Source organism: Ferrimonas pelagia (assembly GCF_039543565.1).
Classification (GTDB): domain Bacteria; phylum Pseudomonadota; class Gammaproteobacteria; order Enterobacterales; family Shewanellaceae; genus Ferrimonas; species Ferrimonas pelagia.
In genome coordinates, this window is sequence record NZ_BAABJZ010000023.1 from 135,877 (window position 1) to 153,357 (window position 17,481).

At 56.7% G+C, this 17,481-nt stretch carries 13 protein-coding genes; 7 read left to right on the forward strand and 6 right to left on the reverse strand.

From position 1 onward, the window contains the following. Positions 1-104: 104 nt before the first annotated feature. From ydiJ to ABEA08_RS08690, 3 genes are all read left to right on the forward strand, one after another. The gene (gene ydiJ, locus ABEA08_RS08680) at positions 105-3,128 is read left to right on the forward strand and encodes a D-2-hydroxyglutarate dehydrogenase YdiJ (protein WP_345334902.1); all 3,024 of its coding nucleotides are present in this window, start codon (positions 105-107) and stop codon (positions 3,126-3,128) included. Continuing rightward, positions 3,128-3,631 (forward strand): DUF1285 domain-containing protein, encoded by a 504-nt coding sequence (locus ABEA08_RS08685; protein ID WP_345334903.1) that lies wholly within the window; start codon positions 3,128-3,130, stop codon positions 3,629-3,631. Before ydiJ ends, ABEA08_RS08685 begins: the two co-directional genes overlap by 1 nt. A 248-nt stretch (positions 3,632-3,879) precedes the next feature. Continuing rightward, positions 3,880-4,953, forward strand: coding sequence for a hypothetical protein (locus ABEA08_RS08690; protein WP_345334904.1), 1,074 nt, complete (start codon positions 3,880-3,882; stop codon positions 4,951-4,953). 42 nt (positions 4,954-4,995) lie between these two features. Here ABEA08_RS08690 and ABEA08_RS08695 read toward each other — a convergent pair whose 3' ends face one another. From ABEA08_RS08695 to ABEA08_RS08710, 4 genes are all read right to left on the reverse strand, one after another. Then, positions 4,996-6,918: a monovalent cation:proton antiporter-2 (CPA2) family protein gene (locus ABEA08_RS08695; RefSeq protein WP_345334905.1), complete on the reverse strand. Its 1,923-nt coding sequence runs from the start codon at positions 6,916-6,918 to the stop codon at positions 4,996-4,998. Next, complete coding sequence (locus ABEA08_RS08700) at positions 6,911-7,537, reverse strand: NAD(P)H-dependent oxidoreductase (RefSeq protein WP_345334906.1); 627 nt, start codon at positions 7,535-7,537, stop codon at positions 6,911-6,913. The genes ABEA08_RS08695 and ABEA08_RS08700 overlap by 8 nt, the downstream gene beginning before the upstream one ends. A 72-nt stretch (positions 7,538-7,609) precedes the next feature. Next, positions 7,610-8,008, reverse strand: coding sequence for a MerC domain-containing protein (locus tag ABEA08_RS08705; protein WP_345334907.1), 399 nt, complete (start codon positions 8,006-8,008; stop codon positions 7,610-7,612). Positions 8,009-8,104: 96 nt separating this feature from the next. Beyond that, complete coding sequence (locus ABEA08_RS08710) at positions 8,105-8,506, reverse strand: hypothetical protein (RefSeq protein WP_345334908.1); 402 nt, start codon at positions 8,504-8,506, stop codon at positions 8,105-8,107. Between the two features lie 156 nt (positions 8,507-8,662). Between ABEA08_RS08710 and ABEA08_RS08715 the strand changes: the two genes are divergently transcribed. Then, on the forward strand, positions 8,663-10,291 hold the full coding sequence (locus ABEA08_RS08715) for a mechanosensitive ion channel family protein (protein WP_345334909.1): 1,629 nt from the start codon (positions 8,663-8,665) through the stop codon (positions 10,289-10,291). A gap of 208 nt (positions 10,292-10,499) precedes the next feature. Here the strand turns inward: ABEA08_RS08715 and ABEA08_RS08720 are convergent, their stop codons facing one another. Continuing rightward, positions 10,500-11,531, reverse strand: a complete 1,032-nt coding sequence (locus tag ABEA08_RS08720; protein WP_345334910.1) for an acyltransferase — start codon at positions 11,529-11,531, stop codon at positions 10,500-10,502. Positions 11,532-11,808: 277 nt separating this feature from the next. After that, positions 11,809-13,299, reverse strand: a complete 1,491-nt coding sequence (locus ABEA08_RS08725) for a methyl-accepting chemotaxis protein (RefSeq protein WP_345334911.1) — start codon at positions 13,297-13,299, stop codon at positions 11,809-11,811. Positions 13,300-13,607: 308 nt separating this feature from the next. Here ABEA08_RS08725 and pheS point away from each other — a divergent pair, with 308 nt between their 5' ends. The 3 genes from pheS to ABEA08_RS08740 are packed head-to-tail and all read left to right on the forward strand — an operon-like array spanning position 13,608 to position 17,304. After that, on the forward strand, positions 13,608-14,591 hold the full coding sequence (gene pheS, locus ABEA08_RS08730) for a phenylalanine--tRNA ligase subunit alpha (protein WP_345334912.1): 984 nt from the start codon (positions 13,608-13,610) through the stop codon (positions 14,589-14,591). Between the two features lie 14 nt (positions 14,592-14,605). After that, positions 14,606-16,993, forward strand: a complete 2,388-nt coding sequence (pheT, locus tag ABEA08_RS08735; RefSeq protein WP_345334913.1) for a phenylalanine--tRNA ligase subunit beta — start codon at positions 14,606-14,608, stop codon at positions 16,991-16,993. 5 nt (positions 16,994-16,998) lie between these two features. After that, positions 16,999-17,304, forward strand: coding sequence for an integration host factor subunit alpha (locus ABEA08_RS08740; RefSeq protein WP_345334914.1), 306 nt, complete (start codon positions 16,999-17,001; stop codon positions 17,302-17,304). The last annotated feature ends 177 nt before the right edge of the window (positions 17,305-17,481 follow it).

Below are 17,481 nucleotides of genomic sequence, written 5' to 3' on the forward strand. Positions count from 1 at the left end.
AATGCTGCGATAAGCCAGTTGATGTGAATGAGAAGAAGCCGCTGCTAAAGCGGCTTCTTTTTTTTATCCTAGGGAGACTAGGACAAGAATAAAAGGATGTCGCTATGCTGCCCGCGCTGGATCCCCAAGCGAGTTTGGCTCCCCAATACCAAGAGTATCTGCTTGCGCTGCGCGGAGCTGGGTTTCAGGGGGAGATCGAAACCCGTTATGGTCATCGCCTGACTTACGCCACCGATAACAGCATCTACCAGTTGTTGCCTCAGGCGGTGATCTGTCCCCGGGGAAAGTCGGATCTGCAGATCGCACTGCGGCTGGCGCAGAATGAGGCCTTTGCGGGGATCACCTTTTCGGCCCGAGGGGGCGGCACCGGCACCAATGGACAGAGTCTCAACACCGGGATCATCGTCGATCTCAGCCGCCACCTGACCCAGGTGATATCCATTGAGGTTGAGGCGCGGTGTGCGCAGGTGCAGGCCGGCGTGATCAAGGATGCGTTAAATGATGCGTTACGGCCGAGTGGGCTGTTTTTCTCGCCGGATCTCTCGACCTCGAATCGTGCCACGCTGGGGGGGATGATCAACACCGATGCCTCAGGGGCGGGCTCTTTGGTTTACGGTAAAACCTCCGATCATATCGTGTCGGTCACCGCCATATTGGACGATGGCAGCGAGCTGGTGACCGCAGCGTGGGATGCACAGGCGCGAAGTCAATTACGTGGCCGGGCTAAACAGTTGGCGGAGTCGGTGCTGGCCCTATGTCAGGACCGGCAAGGATTGATCGCGCAACAGTTTCCAAAGTTGAACCGTTTTCTGACCGGGTATGATCTCAATCACGCCTACGATCCCCAGACCGATCGGCTGGATCTTACCCGCTTATTGTGTGGCTCTGAGGGCACGCTGGCGTTTATCGTCGAAGCTTGCGTCGATCTGGATCCTTTGCCAGAGCAGCGGGTGCTGGTGAACATTCAGTACGACAGTTTTGATGCCGCCTTGCGTGATGCCCCTGGCTTGGTTGCAGCCCAGGCTAACGTGGTCGAAACCATTGACGCCAATGTGCTTGGCTTGGCGCGTGAGGATGTCAGTTGGCATACGGTCGCCGAGCTGGTCGAGCCTGCAGGTGATGAGGAGCTGCGCCGCTTCGATGGGATCAATATGGTGGAATTTGCCGGCGAGCCCGAGCAGGTGGAAGCGCGCTTGTTGGCGTTGTTGGCCCGGCTCGATCAGGCCGGATCCGGTGTGTTGGGGTACAAGATCTGCCGGGCGCGAGTGGAGATCGAGCGGATCTATGCGATGCGGAAAAAAGCGGTAGGGCTGCTTGGTAATGCTAAAGGGGCGCGTAAGCCGCTGCCCTTTGCCGAGGACACGGCGGTGCCGCCGGAACGTTTGGCCGATTTTATCGCCGAGTTTCGCGCCTTGCTCGATGCCGAAGGATTGAATTACGGCATGTTCGGTCATGTTGACGCCGGCGTGCTGCATGTGCGGCCAGCGCTGGATCTGTGCGATCCTGCCGATGAAAAGCTGCTGTATTCGCTGTCGGATCAGGTAGCCGCACTGACACAGCGCTACGGTGGCTTGATGTGGGGGGAGCACGGGCGAGGGATCCGTTCAAAATATGGCCCGGCCGTGTTTGGTGAGTTGTTTGACGATCTGCGCCGGATCAAGGCGTGGTTTGATCCGGACAATAAGCTCAACCCCGGTAAGATCTGCACGCCACTGGGCAGTGATGCGGAGGTGATGCCGCTGGAGACGGTCAGCCGTGGCAGCTTTAATCGCCAGATCAGCCCACTGAGTCGGGAGCAGTATGAGCGGGCCATTCGCTGCAATGGCAATGGCCTCTGTTTTAATTACCAATCCGAAACCCCGATGTGTCCGAGTTACAAAGCCAGTGGCGATCGGCTGGAAAGCCCGAAAGGGCGGGCTGAATTGATGCGGGCCTGGCTGCGCTTGTTGGCCACGCAAGGGGTGGACATGAGCCAATACCCACCCAAGCCGGCACCTTGGTGGCAACGGCTGGCCAACAACCTAAGTAAGCAGCCGGATTTTTCGCACGAGGTGTATGCGGGGATGCAAAGCTGCCTGGCATGCAAAGCCTGCTCCGGCGCTTGCCCCGTTAAGGTTGATATCCCCACCTTACGAGCTGAGTTTCTCCACCACTATTACGGCCGCTACTTGCGCCCGTTGAAGGATCACCTCGTGGCGGGATTGGAAGACACCCTGCCGTTGCAGGCGAAGTTTGCCGGGGCGATGAATGCATTGAGCCAAAATAGGCTGAGCAAATACGTGGTCGACAAGTTGTTGGGCTATGTCGATGCGCCGGCGTTATCTGTGCCGACGCTCACGGAGCGACTCGGGGACAGCCAGCCGATGACGATGGCGCAGTTGGAGCAACGACTCAAGGTCGCCAGCGACGCCCAACGCGCCGACATGGTGTTGCTGGTGCAGGATCCTTTCAACAGCCATTACGATGCGAGCGTGGTTGAGCAGGGCCTTCGCCTATTGACCAAACTGGGACTGACGCCTTTGCTGGTGCCCTATCTGCCCAATGGTAAGCCACAGCATATCAAAGGATTTCTCGACCGATTCAAGCGAACGGCGCAGATCACGACGCGGGCGTTGAACCGACTTAGTGACTATGGTGTGCCTATGGTGGGGCTGGATCCGGCGTTGGTGCTGACCTATAGCGATGAGTATGTGGAGAGTCTGGGCAGGGAGGCCGTTCAGTTTGAGGTGTCCATGCTGCCCAGTTATTTGTTAAGCCAGCGCCATCGCTGGCCTAAAGTAACTCAAGTCAAAGCCAAATATCGGTTGATGGGTCATTGTACCGAGAGCAGTGTTCGGCCTCAGGGCGCAGCGGAGTGGCAGACGCTGATGGGCCACTTTGGTTTGCAGTTGGAGCTGATCAGCGTGGGTTGCTGTGGCATGGCTGGCACTTATGGGCACGAAAGGAGCAATCTGCAGCGCTCCAAGGCCTTATATCAGATGCATTGGGCGGACAGCATTGATGCGGTGGCCGCTGAGCCTCTGGTGAGTGGTTATTCCTGTCGCAGTCAGGTGAAACGGTTGGCTGGCAAGGCGATGCGACATCCGTTGCAGGCCTTATTGGAGCAGATCGAGCGGGAGTTAGGGTGATGTTGGCGCGTTTGGAAACCCAGGTGGGGGAGCATCCGAAGCTGGACAATTGGGATCCGCCCTTATGTGGTGACATTGATATTCAGATCGATCGGCAGGGGCAGTGGCACAGTCTCGGTACCCCAATGCACCGCGAGCGTTTGGTTCGCCTGTTTGCTAGCGTGCTGCGTCGCGAAGCGGACGGTGACTATTACCTCGTGACACCGGTGGAAAAGTGGCGGATCAAGGTGGCCGATAAGCCCTTTGTCATGACCGAATTGGTTCAGCGCGATGGGCAATGGTGGTTGCAGGGGCCCTTTGATCTGGCCTGTCCGATCAGCGGCGCCCACCCCTGGACCCTGGAGCAGGGGCTGCCTTGCGTTCGACTCTGGCATGGCAATCAAGCCCGGATCAGCCGTAACCTGTATTATCAGCTGGCGGAGCAGGCTATTGAAAAAAATGGTCAATATGGCATAGAGCTGGCTGAGCAGTGGTGTGTATTAGGCGACGCTGAGCCGGCCTAAACCCAGCATTGCCGCAGCGAGCCGAGCATCGCCTTTATTGGCCTGTCGTTATTTGTTTTGGCGCTGGCATCGCCTCGGACATGCCACGCGGTTTGGTTCCCCCTGAAGCCTAGCCTGTCGCGGGGCAAGGCTTGTGCTTGAACCGCGGCTCCTCCCCCTGTTCTCGGCGGCCGATCCGCAAGGGTCTACACTTGCGGTACTTGCATCGGGATCGCCCGGAGCCGGCCTAAGGGAGAGGGAGTTAGGATATGGCAAAGCCGCTGACACACAGGATCGTCTCGAAACTCGCCCGCTTACATGATTTTTACCCGCGTAACCTTCGTCTCAGTCTCAGCCGCGAGCCCACCATACAGGTCTTAGTCGAAGACGACAGTCAGTTTAATTTTGCTTTTTTTCATTGGCTTGAGGCCACCCACCCGGCGATATATCGGCAGCTGCGATTTACCTTGAGTGACTCTCGTTGGGCGCAGCGCGCCGGTAGCGATGCCTTGTTGTTGCCTTGGTTGCGGGATCCCGTCCGGGAGCGAGATCTGGCGCTGTACCAGCGGGTTGTTACGATCGAGCAGGCCTATGCGGCGGTCGGCTGTGGGATCGTCAATCCGGTGCGGGTGTTGAGCAATGCCCGCAAAAAGGTGGCGTTGGACGCGGCGCGCTCCTTGGGGATCCGTTGTGCCGATATTGTGCTGTGTGGGCCAGAAACCGCCTTTGCGGCGCTGGAGCAGCGGTTGGGATTGCCGTTTATTGTGCGCGATGACGCAACTCATGCCAGGCCGATGCGTCTGGTTCGTTGTCAGAGTGACTTTGACGGGATCGATTGGCAGGGCTTTCGCCAGCCGGCAGCGTGTGAATACATAGACACGCGCGGCAGCGATGGCTGTTTTCGCAAGTATCGCTATGTACTGGTGGGGGAGCGTGGTGTGCCCCATCATCTGATCGTGTCCAACGATTGGTGTATACGGGCGCAGAGCCGGCTGCATCATGAGGAGTACGTGGCTGAGGAAGCCCGGTACCTGCAGTTAGACGCGGAGCCCCATCATCGGGTGCTCAATCGTTTACGCAAGAAGCTGGAGCTGGATCTGGTGGCGTTTGATTATGGTCTCGATCCTCAAGGGCAATTGGTGTTGTGGGAGCCCAATCCGTTTCCCTATCTGTGGGATCAACGCAAAGATCAGGTGAGTCGACTGCAGGGCCAGCGTGCACAGGCGTACCGGATCTTTCAATTAATGCTGGAGCTTTGCCTGCAAAAAGGCGGGTTGCGGATCGAGCCTCGTACCGGCCAACTGCAGCGCCTTGATGGGGAGGGGCAACTCGAGCGCGCCTGATCTCGGTTGAGTACTCAGTCGTGCCTGATGCCCTCATGATACTCACTCATCGGAAGGGCTCTGGCGGTCTTGGATCAGATCATCGACATAACCTTTCGGCGGTGGGGTCCAGGCGCGGGCATAGCTGGAGTGGTTGTCATCCCGATCTTTGTCGAGAATGGTGCTGGCTTGTTGCACCTTGGCGAGAAAGCTGGCCCGGTAGTTGGCGTTGGTACGCCAATCATTGTTTTCCAGCCAGTGTTGGTACAGCGTATCCATTGTGCCCTCTTCGTGGCATCGAAATGCGCGGATCTTTTGTTCGGCGGCAAATGGATGGATCCCTAAGGCCACTAAGGATTGGTTGGCGGTCTTCAATGAGCCCTCAAAGGTTTCGCGTGTGATGAAATCGGCACCCGCTTGCTTGAGTTTGTAGTAGTGGCCCCGATCCCAGGCGCGCGCCAAGACCTTTAAGTGTGGGTGATGGGCCTTACAGTGGTGCACCAACTGTAGCGCCTTGTCCTGATCGTCGATGGCGATCACCATGAGTTTGGCTTGCTCTATCCCCGCGCTATGGAGCAGATCTGGCCGGGAGGCATCGCCGTAAAAGGCTTTTAATCCCACGGCTCGCATCGCTTCGATCTGGGTCGGTGAGAGATCGAGGATCACCGGATCAACTTTGCACGCCGTTAACGCTCGACTGACGACCTGACCAAATCGGCCCATGCCGGCGATCAGTACCGCACTGCTGTGATCGATCTCATCGGCAGCGCGATTCTTATCCTGACTAAAGCGGGGCAATATTACTCGCTCATAGAGGATAAACAATCCGGGTGTCAGCAGCATAGATAGCGCCACAACCAGTGACAGGGTTGGCATCAGCTCAGGTGGGATCACCGATTGTTGGGCACTGAATGAGAGCAGCACAAAGCCAAACTCGCCAGCTTGCGCCAAGGAAAGACTGAACAACCAGCGCTCGGCCAAGCGGATCTTAAAGATAAAGCTCAGCGCGAGCAGCACCAGGCACTTGATCAGTATGACGCCGAAGGTTAATGCCATCACCAGCGCAAAATCGGCAAACAGCACATCAAAGCGGATCCCTGCGCCCACGGTAATAAAAAACAAGCCTAACAACAGGCCTTTAAAGGGCTCGATATCGGATTCCAGTTCATGGCGAAATTCGCTGGTGGCTAGGACGACGCCGGCCAGAAACGTGCCCAGAGCGGGGGATAGCCCCACCAATGACATAAGCACCGCGATCCCGATGATCAACATCAGCGCCGCCGCAGTGAAGATCTCGCGTAGCCGTGCGCTGGCGATCATGCGAAACAGCGGGCGGGTCAGGTAGTGTCCGCCCAGCACCACGATGGCAATGGCACCAGCGACGGCTAACGCTTTGCCCCAGCCGGGCAGGTGGGCCACCAAGCTCAGCTCTGCATGGCCCCCCTCAACAGCTGTTCCCGCTTGCTGCAACTCGGGCAGGGCCAACAGCGGGATAAGCGCCAGCATGGGAATGACGGCGATGTCTTGAAACAGCAGTACGCTAAAGGCGGCTCGACCGCCTTCGGTTTTGCTGAGACCTTTTTCGTTGAGGGTTTGCAGCACGATGGCGGTGGAGGAGAGTGCGAAGATCAGGCCGATGGCGAGCGCCAGACGCCAATCTAATCCCATCAGGTAAGCGAGGGCGGTGATGATCCCTGTGGTTAAGCCGACCTGCAAACCGCCGAGGCCCAGCAGCTTGCCGCGCATCTGCCAGAGCATCTGCGGCTCCAGCTCCAGTCCGACGAGGAACAGCATCATGACCACACCAAACTCGGCGAAGTGTTGCAGTGTCTCGGTTTCTGAGCCCACCAGACCAAGCACGGGGCCGATCACCACCCCGGCGATCAGGTACCCCAGTACGGATCCCAAGCCAAATCGGTTGGCCAAGGGCACGGCGATCACCGCGGCGACCAGATAGATAAAGCTGTACAGCAGGATGTCAGTCATGCGCGGCGTCCCCGAGGTGCCAGTCATTGAGTTGAGTCAGTTGACTGAGCTGGGTGATGTCGACCTTATGATGGCGTATGGCCTCAAGCAGGGACAGGGTATGGTGGATATGATCCTGTAATCGGCTCTGCGCTTGTGCATGGCGGGCGTCATATAAAACCAAGGGGGGCAGATAGCGCAGCTTACAGAGGGTGGCCGTCATCTCGATGGGGCGAAACAGTTCGGCAATGGAGTGGCGATTGAGCCCATCGGGCTGATAGGCGCTCAGTGGCCCACCGGCGCTTACGATACTGAAAAACAGTTTGCCTTTGAGCGCATTGCCGGTAGAGCCATAGGCGAAGCCGTACTCGAGGACCAGATCTTGCCACTCTTTGAGGATCGCTGGAGTGGAGTACCAATACAGGGGGTGGAGGAAGATGATGACATCGTGTGTGGTGAGACGCTGTTGTTCCGCTTCTATGTCGATCTCCATGGTGGGGTATTCGGCATAGAGATCCACCAGCGTAAGCCCAGGTAAAGGCGCCAGAGCTTGTGCCAGTGGTCGATTTATCTCAGAGCGATGCTGGCTTGGATGGGCCAGCAGAACCAGGATCTTGCGCGGGGGTATATCGGCAACCATGCGACCAAGCTCTATTGTGAAACATTGATATGTTCAACAGCTTAGTACAGATCGCCGGTGCTGCAGGGGAGGTTAGTGCTGACACTCACAGCGGCGGCATAAACGATAGTTCTTCAGATGTGCGATCACCATCAGTGATGTGCCGACAAGCGTCATGGCCGTCTCCGCGTCGTGCCCGCCGAGGTCATGCATCCACAAGGCGGCGAAGATCAGTGTCGCTAAGCCGCTGAGGCCGTAGGCCAGAACCGAGAGGTTGCGATGTTTGCGACAGCCTAGGAAAAACGCCACCGAGCTCAGTGGGACCACAGCAAACAGCATCATCTCGTGGAACAGCTCTTCGCTCATCAGCAGGCTGGGGACCGCCATGCCGAGCAGGAGAAACAGCGGCACGGCCAAGCAGTGGATCAGACAAATGACGGACATTCCGATGGAAAGGGTATCCAAGTGTTTTTGTGTACGGGAACTGTTCATTGTCGGATCTGACTCTTACTGCTTGTTGGGGGCGTGATTTATACCACACCCACGGATCGCGGCTCAAGGGTTAAATGCAGTTAAGAAGCGTTTGCATTAACCGGTGCTGAGCAGGGTTTGGCACGGCTCTCGATATTTACTCATCAGCGGTCCGAGTTGGTTGGGATCGGGCAGGGTGGCCAGATGGTTTTGTTTTGCTTGCTCGATTTGCGCGGTGAGATCCTGTGCTGAACTGAGCGATTGCGCCATTCGTTCTGCCATCTGCGCAGACTGCGCCAGTCGTTTGGCTACCGGCAGCATCCGTTGAACCTGCATACGTTCGATGGTGTCAGCGCTCAATTGGTAATAAGCGCTGCACTCGATCGCTTCGAGGGCCTTGGCGGGCATGGTGCTATCCGCGGTTGCTGTGTTGCTCTGGCCCAGATGCTTCATGATAAAAAAGCTGCTGATCAGAGCGACGAGGATAAAGGCGGCAATGAGAAAGGTGGTTTTATTCACGATTAATCCATTTTTGTGACTTACCTGCGTATCCAATACGTTACGTGATGCTTTGGGCAGTGACAACTGTCGCAGTAAGGATGGGACGGTTTTGTCTGCAGCTCGGCCCGGCTCCCTTCTAAACTAGAGGGTACGATCTTTGAGCAGGGCACGCGTGTGAGCAGACTCGTCGGATGCATTTTTGTGCTATTGGCATGTCAGGGATGGGCGGTCGAGTTGGAAGCCGTTCAGACGGATCTGGGCCAGGTTGAGCAGCAGATCAGCCAATGGGAAGGGGAATGGGACAGCAGTCAATCGGAGTTTCATCGTCAGCTGTTACAGCAGCAGATCATCGATGCCGCCACGGCATTGGGTGAGCGGCTGGACCGTTTTGTGGCGCAAGGTGTGGCCAGTCATACCCTCGAGCAAACCGATTGGGCGGTGACGATCTTGTTTGCCGAGAGCCAATATCTGCAGCGACGACTCAAGAACGCCAGCCTAGCGATCCGAGGCGCTTACGAGCGCTATGAGTTGGCGACAACGGAGCAGGAGCTGTTAGTTTGGGTGTCGTTCAATGACATGTTTGCCTATCTCAACTGGTTACTGTTGCAGCGGGCGGACAACATTCAGTCGCTGGGGCAACTGAATGTAGATACAGATAAAGAGCAACGCAGTTTTGCGCAAGAGCTGGATCAATATGCCCGCTATCTGTCGTTGGCGATCCGCTCCAGTGCCCATCAGCAGGAGATCCTCAATCGCGAGATGAAGCGTTTGCCGGCGGAGCAGCGGACTGAATTGAAGGCGCGGCTCGAGGGACATGCACGCTTGGTCCGGACCGGCGTGGATAGCTTGCGTGATCTGGTGAAGATCATGGCCAGCATGGGGCTCGATCCGACCCCCTTTAATGAGCTGATCTTTAAAACCACCGGTGATCTGGTCGAGGCGGTGTCCAGTTGGGGCGCGGCGAAAACCGTCCTGAAAGGCCTGCTTGAAGAGATGCAGCTCTGGGCACAAGACAATCTCAATGGGATCTTGTCGCGCTTGATGGTGTTTGCCTTGATCCTCGGTGCGGCCGTGTTGTTTGCCCGTTTCTGCCGTCATCTGGTTGAGAAGGCGGTGCATCACGAGCGCAGCAAACTTAGCAGTCTGGTGCAGGATTTTCTGGTCGGGATCACCGGCCGCTTGGTGTTCGTTATAGGTCTGTTGTGGGCCTTGGCTCAGGTCGGGTTGGATCTGACGCCGTTGCTGACGGGGTTGGGGGTAGCGGGGATCGTGATCGGCTTTGCCTTGCAGGACACCCTGTCCAATTTTGCTTCGGGTGTGATGATCCTGATCTATCGACCTTTCGATGTTGGGGATTATGTCGAGGCGGCGGGCGTTGCAGGTAAAGTCGGTAAGATGAGCTTGGTCAACACCACGATCCGCACCTTTGATAATCAGGTCTTTGTCGTACCCAATGCCAAGATCTGGACCGATACCATCAAGAATATTACAGCAGAGCGGGTGCGGCGGGTCGATATGGAGTTTGGTATTGCCTATGAAGACGATCTCGAACACGCCGAGCAGGTCCTGACCGGCATTGTCGCGGCACACCCGTTGATCTTGGCGACGCCAGAGACCACCATCAAGCTCCATCGTCTGGGTGATTCATCGGTTGATTTCATCGTGCGGCCTTGGGTAAAAACCGAGGACTATTGGGAGGTGTATTGGGATATCACCCGCACCGTTAAACTCAGGTTTGACGCCGAAGGACTGTCGATCCCCTATCCACAGCGCCAGCTACATTTGACCGACAACAGCGAATAGGTCGCGTTAAGTTGGCTTTTCGCACACGGTCATGGTGACGGGAAGGCGTGGACTAACGGTATGTGAAGTCGAAGCGGGCAGTTTTTAACTTGGCTGCGCACAGCGATGGCTTGCGTAAGCCAGCCCTAACGGGACATGGCGGTCAGGATGCTTTGAGCGTGTTGCGCCAAGGCGCTAAGTTCAGTTCGTCATGGCCACGAGTGCGCCATTAGGGCACTAACTGACGCACTATGGGGAGTCGCGCCAGCAGCGCGGTTAGGGCCCAGGCGACGACGAGCGTGAGCAGCGTCAAAGCCGGGATCGCGACAGCAGGATGGCCAAACTGAGCGTAGTCGCGCTCTATGGCACTGCGGATCGGGATCAATAGCAGTGGGTGGATCAAATAGATCCCCAGGCTGTAGGTCGAGATCGAGGTGACGATCCGGCGTAGCGCTGCGCCGAGCCGCTCCGCGTAGCTTTGTGCCAGCACAAACAGCATGGCGCCGATCACCACGGTGTTGATCGACTTATAGCCCATAAAGAGCGCGGAGTAGGCGCCTTTGTGGTCTGATGCCCAATAGCTGCCTAGCAGATTGATCACGGCCGCCGAGATACCTAGCCCCAGCCAAAGGGGTAACTGAGACCGGTTATCTCGGTTAAACAGGTACCAACCCAGCACCAGATAACCGATAAACAGCACCAGTGGCTCGCGTAAAAAGCTTGGCACCTTAAGAAAGTGCATGCAGGTGAGGGTGAGCCATCCGGCCAGTAGGATCTTGATCTGCTCCTCGTTCATCGCCTTGAGCAGTGGCGCGAGCAACGGTATGACAAAGTAGAGCGGGATAAAGTCGTAGAAAAACCACAGGTGATACCAGGTTGGGTTGGCGGGGGCATCGACGATGGCCTGTACGGTGATCTGCGGATCATTGGCCAGTGCGCCACTGATCCCCGCGTAGATCAGGCTCCAAGCAACAAAGGGGATCACCACTTTGCCTAATCGTCGCTTAAGGTAATGGCGCGCATCGAATGGTTTGTTGCTGGACAGTAGCAGTGCGCCGCTGATCATCATAAAAATGGGCACGGCCCAACGACTCAGCGCGTTGATCCCGACCGCACTGAACCAAGCATCGAACGGGATCTCGCCATAAAGAAAACGGAACGGACCAAGCACATGAATGGCGATAACGGCGATGGCAGCAATACAGCGCAGGAGGTGGAGGTAAAAGATATCCTGTCTTGGCGTGGGCATAGTGATGTTCATTCAGAAACCTGACTCTAGGGTAAACGTCAGGCAAAAAAAACGCGACACAGGGTCGCGTTAAACTTTCATATGCAGGGAATGAGACGATGAATACGCTCCACCGCTCATGAGTAAGACGCACGTGAGCATAAAAGGTTCAAGCTTTGTTCGAAAAAAGACCACCGTGAGCGACGGTCTATTCGGAAACTCGCTTGATTGGCGCAACCATTGGCCTTTCTCGCGAGGCAATTGAGTGGCTTACGTGAGGTGATGTGGCGTGTTCAACGAACGGGCAATATCAGACCTTGAGCCCTTGTAGCTGCTCGCTGAGGGTTTGCGCGGTGCCGTAAACCGTTTGAGTCGCTTCGACCGAATTTCGCGCTGCGTCCTCCAGCTCATGCGATTCGTTGCGGATCTGCATTAGGTTGCCTGCGATCTCATTGGACACCTGACTTTGCTGTTCGGCGGCGGTGGCGATCTGGCTGCTCATGCTAAACACCTTGTCGGCGTGCTGGGCGATCTGCATCAGATCCTGCCCGGTTTGGCTGACCTGCTCCCGCCCCGCTTCGGCCAGATGAACCGTACTGTTCATCAGTTGCTCCAGTGATTGCGTACCACTTTGCAACTCTTCGATCATCTGTTGGATCTCCACGGTGGCGTCTTGCGTCCGACCGGCCAAGGTGCGCACTTCGTCGGCGACGACGGCAAAGCCGCGGCCCTGCTCACCGGCCCGAGCGGCTTCGATCGCGGCGTTCAGTGCCAGCAGATTGGTTTGCTCGGAGATGGCGTTAATGGTGGTGATCACGGCATCGATGCGGGCGGCATTGCTATTGACCTGCGTGACCGCGCTGCTGGCGTTATGCACATCGGCCACCAGCTGTTCGATGCTGCTGATGGTTTGCTGGATCTGATCATGACCACGCTCCGCTTCAGCGCTGGCTTGTTGGGTTTCCAGCGAGGTGTGTTCAGCATGATTGGCCACTTCGCGGACCGTGGCTGTCATCTCCTCCATCGCCGACGCCAGGTTGTCGAGGTGTTGACGTTGACTGATCGACAAACGGTTGCTGTTTTCCGATTCGGCACGCAGTGCGCCGGCGGCTTGATCCATGGTGTGTGATACCTGACGCAGCTCGGTCACCACGCTCTGGCGCGCACCGATCAAGCTATCGATCCGGTGTGCCAGTGAGCGGAAGTCATCCCGGCCGGGGGCAAAATTCATGCGAACGGTCAGATCATTGTCGGCCGCGCGGCCCATGACGTACTTCATGTATTCTAGGGTGCCAACAATAAAGCCGCAGATCTTCGAGGCCAGATACAGGACAAGGGCGGCAAACAGCACTATGGCGAGGAGAAATCCACGATGATCGGCGACCGCCTCTGCAAACGGCAGGATCCGGCTCTGAGCATACACATAGTGTCCACCGCCCAGCGGGGCGGAGGCAAAGTAATGACCGTTTTGCTCGACAACGGTGCCGGTACCGGCGATGCGGGCCAACTCGGAATGATCATTGGCCGCCACCCCGGCATTGGGCATCAAGCGATTGACGGTTTGAATCGTCTCGTGGTTCCACTCATCGTACTGCAGTGCGAGAATGTCGGCGAGCAGGGCAGATTGCTCGATCACCGCTTCGATCTCATGTTGGTTCTCTGCGCGCCAATCATCGTGGATCATGAGACCGACAAAGGCTAACGCAGCCAATAGTGGCCCAAGGTAGAGCACCATCAGTTTCTCACGGATGGTCAGTTTAATTAGTTGCATGTCCCAGAAGCTGGGGCGGAAGTCACTCATGAGCTCAATCGATTGGGCGGAATATGGATAGGGCTAACGATCGGCAGTGAGCGGTTGAGCTTGAGTCGAACCTTTGTTGTTATCGTGTAATTGTGAGCTGGCTCAAGCTTTCTGGTCTGGCGACCGGCCGTGACCCTGTGGCATTGCTGGATGTTTGAGCAACCCTGTCGGCTTGTGGCAACACGGGCGGAACTTTCCGTCACTATCAGGGTTTTTCTAACCGTCACAATGAAGTAGAATTTCTACCTTTGTCACTTCCCCGAAGTGGTCATTTCATTTAGGCCGGATCGGAACCGAGAAGAATACAGATGCAGCAATTAGCAGATATCGTTGCTCAGGCGTTGGTGGCCATTGAGTCGACCAACGATCTGAAAGCACTGGACGAGATCCGGGTTAACTACCTGGGTAAGAAGGGTGAGATCACCGCCCTGATGAAGTCCTTGGGTCAATTGTCCGCGGAAGAGCGTCCAGCCGCAGGCCAGAAAATTAACGCAGGTAAGCAGCAGGTTCAGCAAGCGCTGAATGGCCGCATTGAAGCCCTGCAAACCGAAGTTCTGAATGCCAAATTGGCAGAAGAGTCGGTTGATGTGACCCTGCCGGGGCGTAAGCTGCCTACCGGCGGTGTTCACCCGGTAAACCGCACCATCGAGCGGATCGAGGCATTTTTTGCCGATCTGGGTTTCTCTGTGGCCAGTGGCCCTGAGATCGAAGACGGTTTCCACAACTTTGATGCGTTGAACATCCCAGCCCATCACCCGGCTCGTACCGATCACGATACCTTCTTCTTTAATCCTGATCTGATGTTGCGTACCCACACCAGTGGTGTGCAGATCCGTACCATGGAGAAGACCGCGCCGCCTATCCGCATCATCTGTCCGGGCCGCGTCTATCGTAATGATTACGATCAGACCCACACCCCGATGTTCCATCAGGTTGAAGGCTTGTTGGTGGCAGAGAAGGTGTCTTTTGGCGAGCTGAAAGGCGTGCTGTATGACTTCTTGCGTAACTTCTTTGAGGAAGATCTGGAAGTGCGTTTCCGCCCGTCTTACTTCCCGTTCACTGAGCCATCTGCTGAGGTGGATGTTCGCCGCAAGGGCGATAAGTGGCTGGAAGTGCTGGGTTGCGGCATGGTGCACCCGAAGGTATTGGCCTCTGTGGGGATCGATCCAGAGAAATACACCGGCTTCGCCTTTGGCATGGGCGTAGAGCGCCTGACCATGTTGCGCTACGGCGTCAACGATCTGCGTTCGTTCTTTGAGAACGATCTGCGTTTCCTGAAGCAGTTCCAGTAAGGGGATCAGCCAAAATGAAATTTAGTGAATCTTGGCTCCGCGAGTGGGTCAACCCGGCTATCTCTACCGAAGCATTGTCTGAGCAGATCTCCATGGCCGGTTTGGAAGTGGATGGCGTAGAAGCCATCGCGGCTGATTTTACCGGCGTGGTTGTTGGCGAAGTGGTTGAGTGCGGTCCGCACCCAGACGCCGACAAGCTGCAAGTCACCAAAGTAAATGTTGGCGGCGAAGCGCTGTTGGACATCGTGTGTGGCGCGAAAAACTGCCGTCTGGGTCTGCGCGTGGCCTGTGCCACCGTGGGTGCCGAGCTGCCCGGTGGTTTCAAGATCAAAAAAGCCAAGCTGCGCGGCCAGCCGTCTCACGGCATGCTGTGCTCCTTCTCCGAGCTGGGGATCGACGTCGAGTCCGATGGTATCCTCGAGCTGCCAGCGGACGCGCCGATCGGCACCGATATCCGTGAATACCTGCAGTTGGACGACAAGCAGATCGAGATCGATCTGACGCCAAACCGCGCCGATTGCTTGGGCCTGAATGGTGTGGCTCGCGAAGTGGGTGTTCTGAACAGCTGTGACGTGACCGAGCCGGTTGTGGCGGAAGTGGCTGCGACCATCGAAGACACCCTGGACATTCGCGTTGACGCGCCAGAGCACTGTCCACGTTTCTTGGGACGCGTGATCAAGAACGTTAACGTACAGGCACAAACCCCACTGTGGATGCAGGAAAAACTGCGCCGTGGTGGCATTCGCTCTATCGATCCTGTGGTTGATATTACCAACTTCGTGTTGCTCGAATACGGCCAGCCGATGCACGCGTTTGATCTGGCGAAACTGAACGGCAACCTGCAAGTCCGTTTGGCGCAAGCCGGCGACAAGCTGACACTGCTGGACGGTAACGAGATCGAGCCGCGTGAAGACACCTTGCTGATCGCCAATGATCAGGGCCCACTGGCACTGGCTGGGATCTTTGGTGGCGAGCGCAGTGGCGTGACCACTGAGACCACCGATATCGTGTTTGAGTGTGCGTTTTTTAACCCACTGTCCATCATCGGTAAAGCGCGCTCCTACGGTCTGCACACCGATGCGTCCCATCGCTTTGAGCGTGGCGTCGACAGCCAGCTGCAAGCCAAGGTGATGGCGCGTGCAACCGCACTGCTGCTGGAGATCTGTGGCGGCGAAGCCGGTCCGGTTGTCGAGGTGAAGTCTGATGCGCACCTGCCAAAGGCCGCGACCATTACATTGCGCCGCGAGAAGCTGGATAACCTGCTGGGTCATTACATTGATGACGCGACGGTTGCCAACATCCTGACCCGTTTGGGCTGTGAAGTGGCCGAAGTGGAAGGTGGCTGGCAGGCCAAAGCGCCAAGCTGGCGTTTTGATATGGCCATCGAGCAGGATCTGATCGAAGAAGTGGCGCGGATCTACGGCTACAACAATATCCCGAACTTGGCTCCCGTGGCTAAGTTGGAGATGACCGATCACACCGAAGCCAACCTGCCGCTGAAGCGCGTTCGCAGTTTGCTGGTGGATCGTGGCTTCCAGGAGGCGATCACCTACAGCTTTGTTGATCCTAAGCTGCAGGCACGTCTGCACCCGGGCGTCGAGCCACTGGTGTTGCCGAACCCGATCTCCTCTGAGATGTCCGCCATGCGCTTGTCGCTGTGGACCGGGTTGCTGGGCGCGGTTGCGTATAACCAAGCCCGCCAGCAAAGCCGTGTGCGCCTGTTCGAGTCTGGCCTGCGCTTTATTCCTGATGCCTCCGCCGAGAACGGCATGCGTCAGGAGCCGATGTTGGCGGCGGTCATTGCTGGTACCCAAGGTGAAGAGCACTGGGATAGCGGCGTTAAGGCGGTGGATTTCTTTGACCTGAAAGGCGATCTGGAAGCGGCGTTGGCGTTGACCAATACCCCGCATCAGTTCAGCTTCCGTGCGGCCTCACACCCGGCGTTGCATCCTGGCCAGTGTGCTGAGATCCTGCTGGGTGATAAGGTCGTCGGTCTGATCGGTGCGGTTCATCCGCAGCACGAGAAGAAACTCGGCCTAAATGGCCGAACTGTGGTGTTTGAGATCGAGCAACAGGCGATCCTGCAGCGTCAACTGCCAAAGGCACAGCCCGTTTCCAAGTTCCCTGCTAACCGTCGTGACATCGCGATCGTGGTGGCTGAATCAATCGGTGCCGGTGATGTTGAAAACATGATAAGAAAAGTTGGCGGAAATCAGTTGGTTGCCGTAAACTTGTTTGATGTATACCGTGGTAAGGGTGTCGAGGAAGGCTTTAAGAGTCTTGCCATCGCCCTGACATTGCAGGATGTTGAGCGTACGCTTGAAGAGAAGGAGATCGCTGAGGCGGTCGAAAGCATCCTGGTAACATTACAATCAGAGTTCAACGCACAGTTGAGGGACTGAAAACTATGGCGCTAACCAAAGCCGATATGGCAGAACAGCTTGTAGAACGACTTGGCCTGCACAAGCGGGACGCAAAGGATCTGGTGGAGATCTTCTTTGAGGAGATCCGTCTGGCCCTAGAAAGTGGAGAACAGGTTAAACTGTCGGGTTTTGGGAACTTCGAGCTCAGGGAAAAGAACGAGCGTCCCGGTAGGAATCCGAAGACGGGCGAAGATATCCCAATTACTGCACGCCGTGTGGTGACATTCCGACCTGGCCAAAAGTTAAAGGCCCGGATCGAAGAGTCTGAGTCGCTAAACGAAGAATCGTAGCGCCAAATCAGCCATGCTAAGAACGCCGTCCCCCTGGACGGCGTTTTTTATGGGTGTGCCAGGCATGGCACGCAGTGCCTTGACGGGCACTGTTCCGGTTCGCGTGGTGGCGATCGGATGACTTGGTGGTGAAAGTCCACTGCTGGCCCGGTAAGGGGAACAGCTAGCTGAACGGCA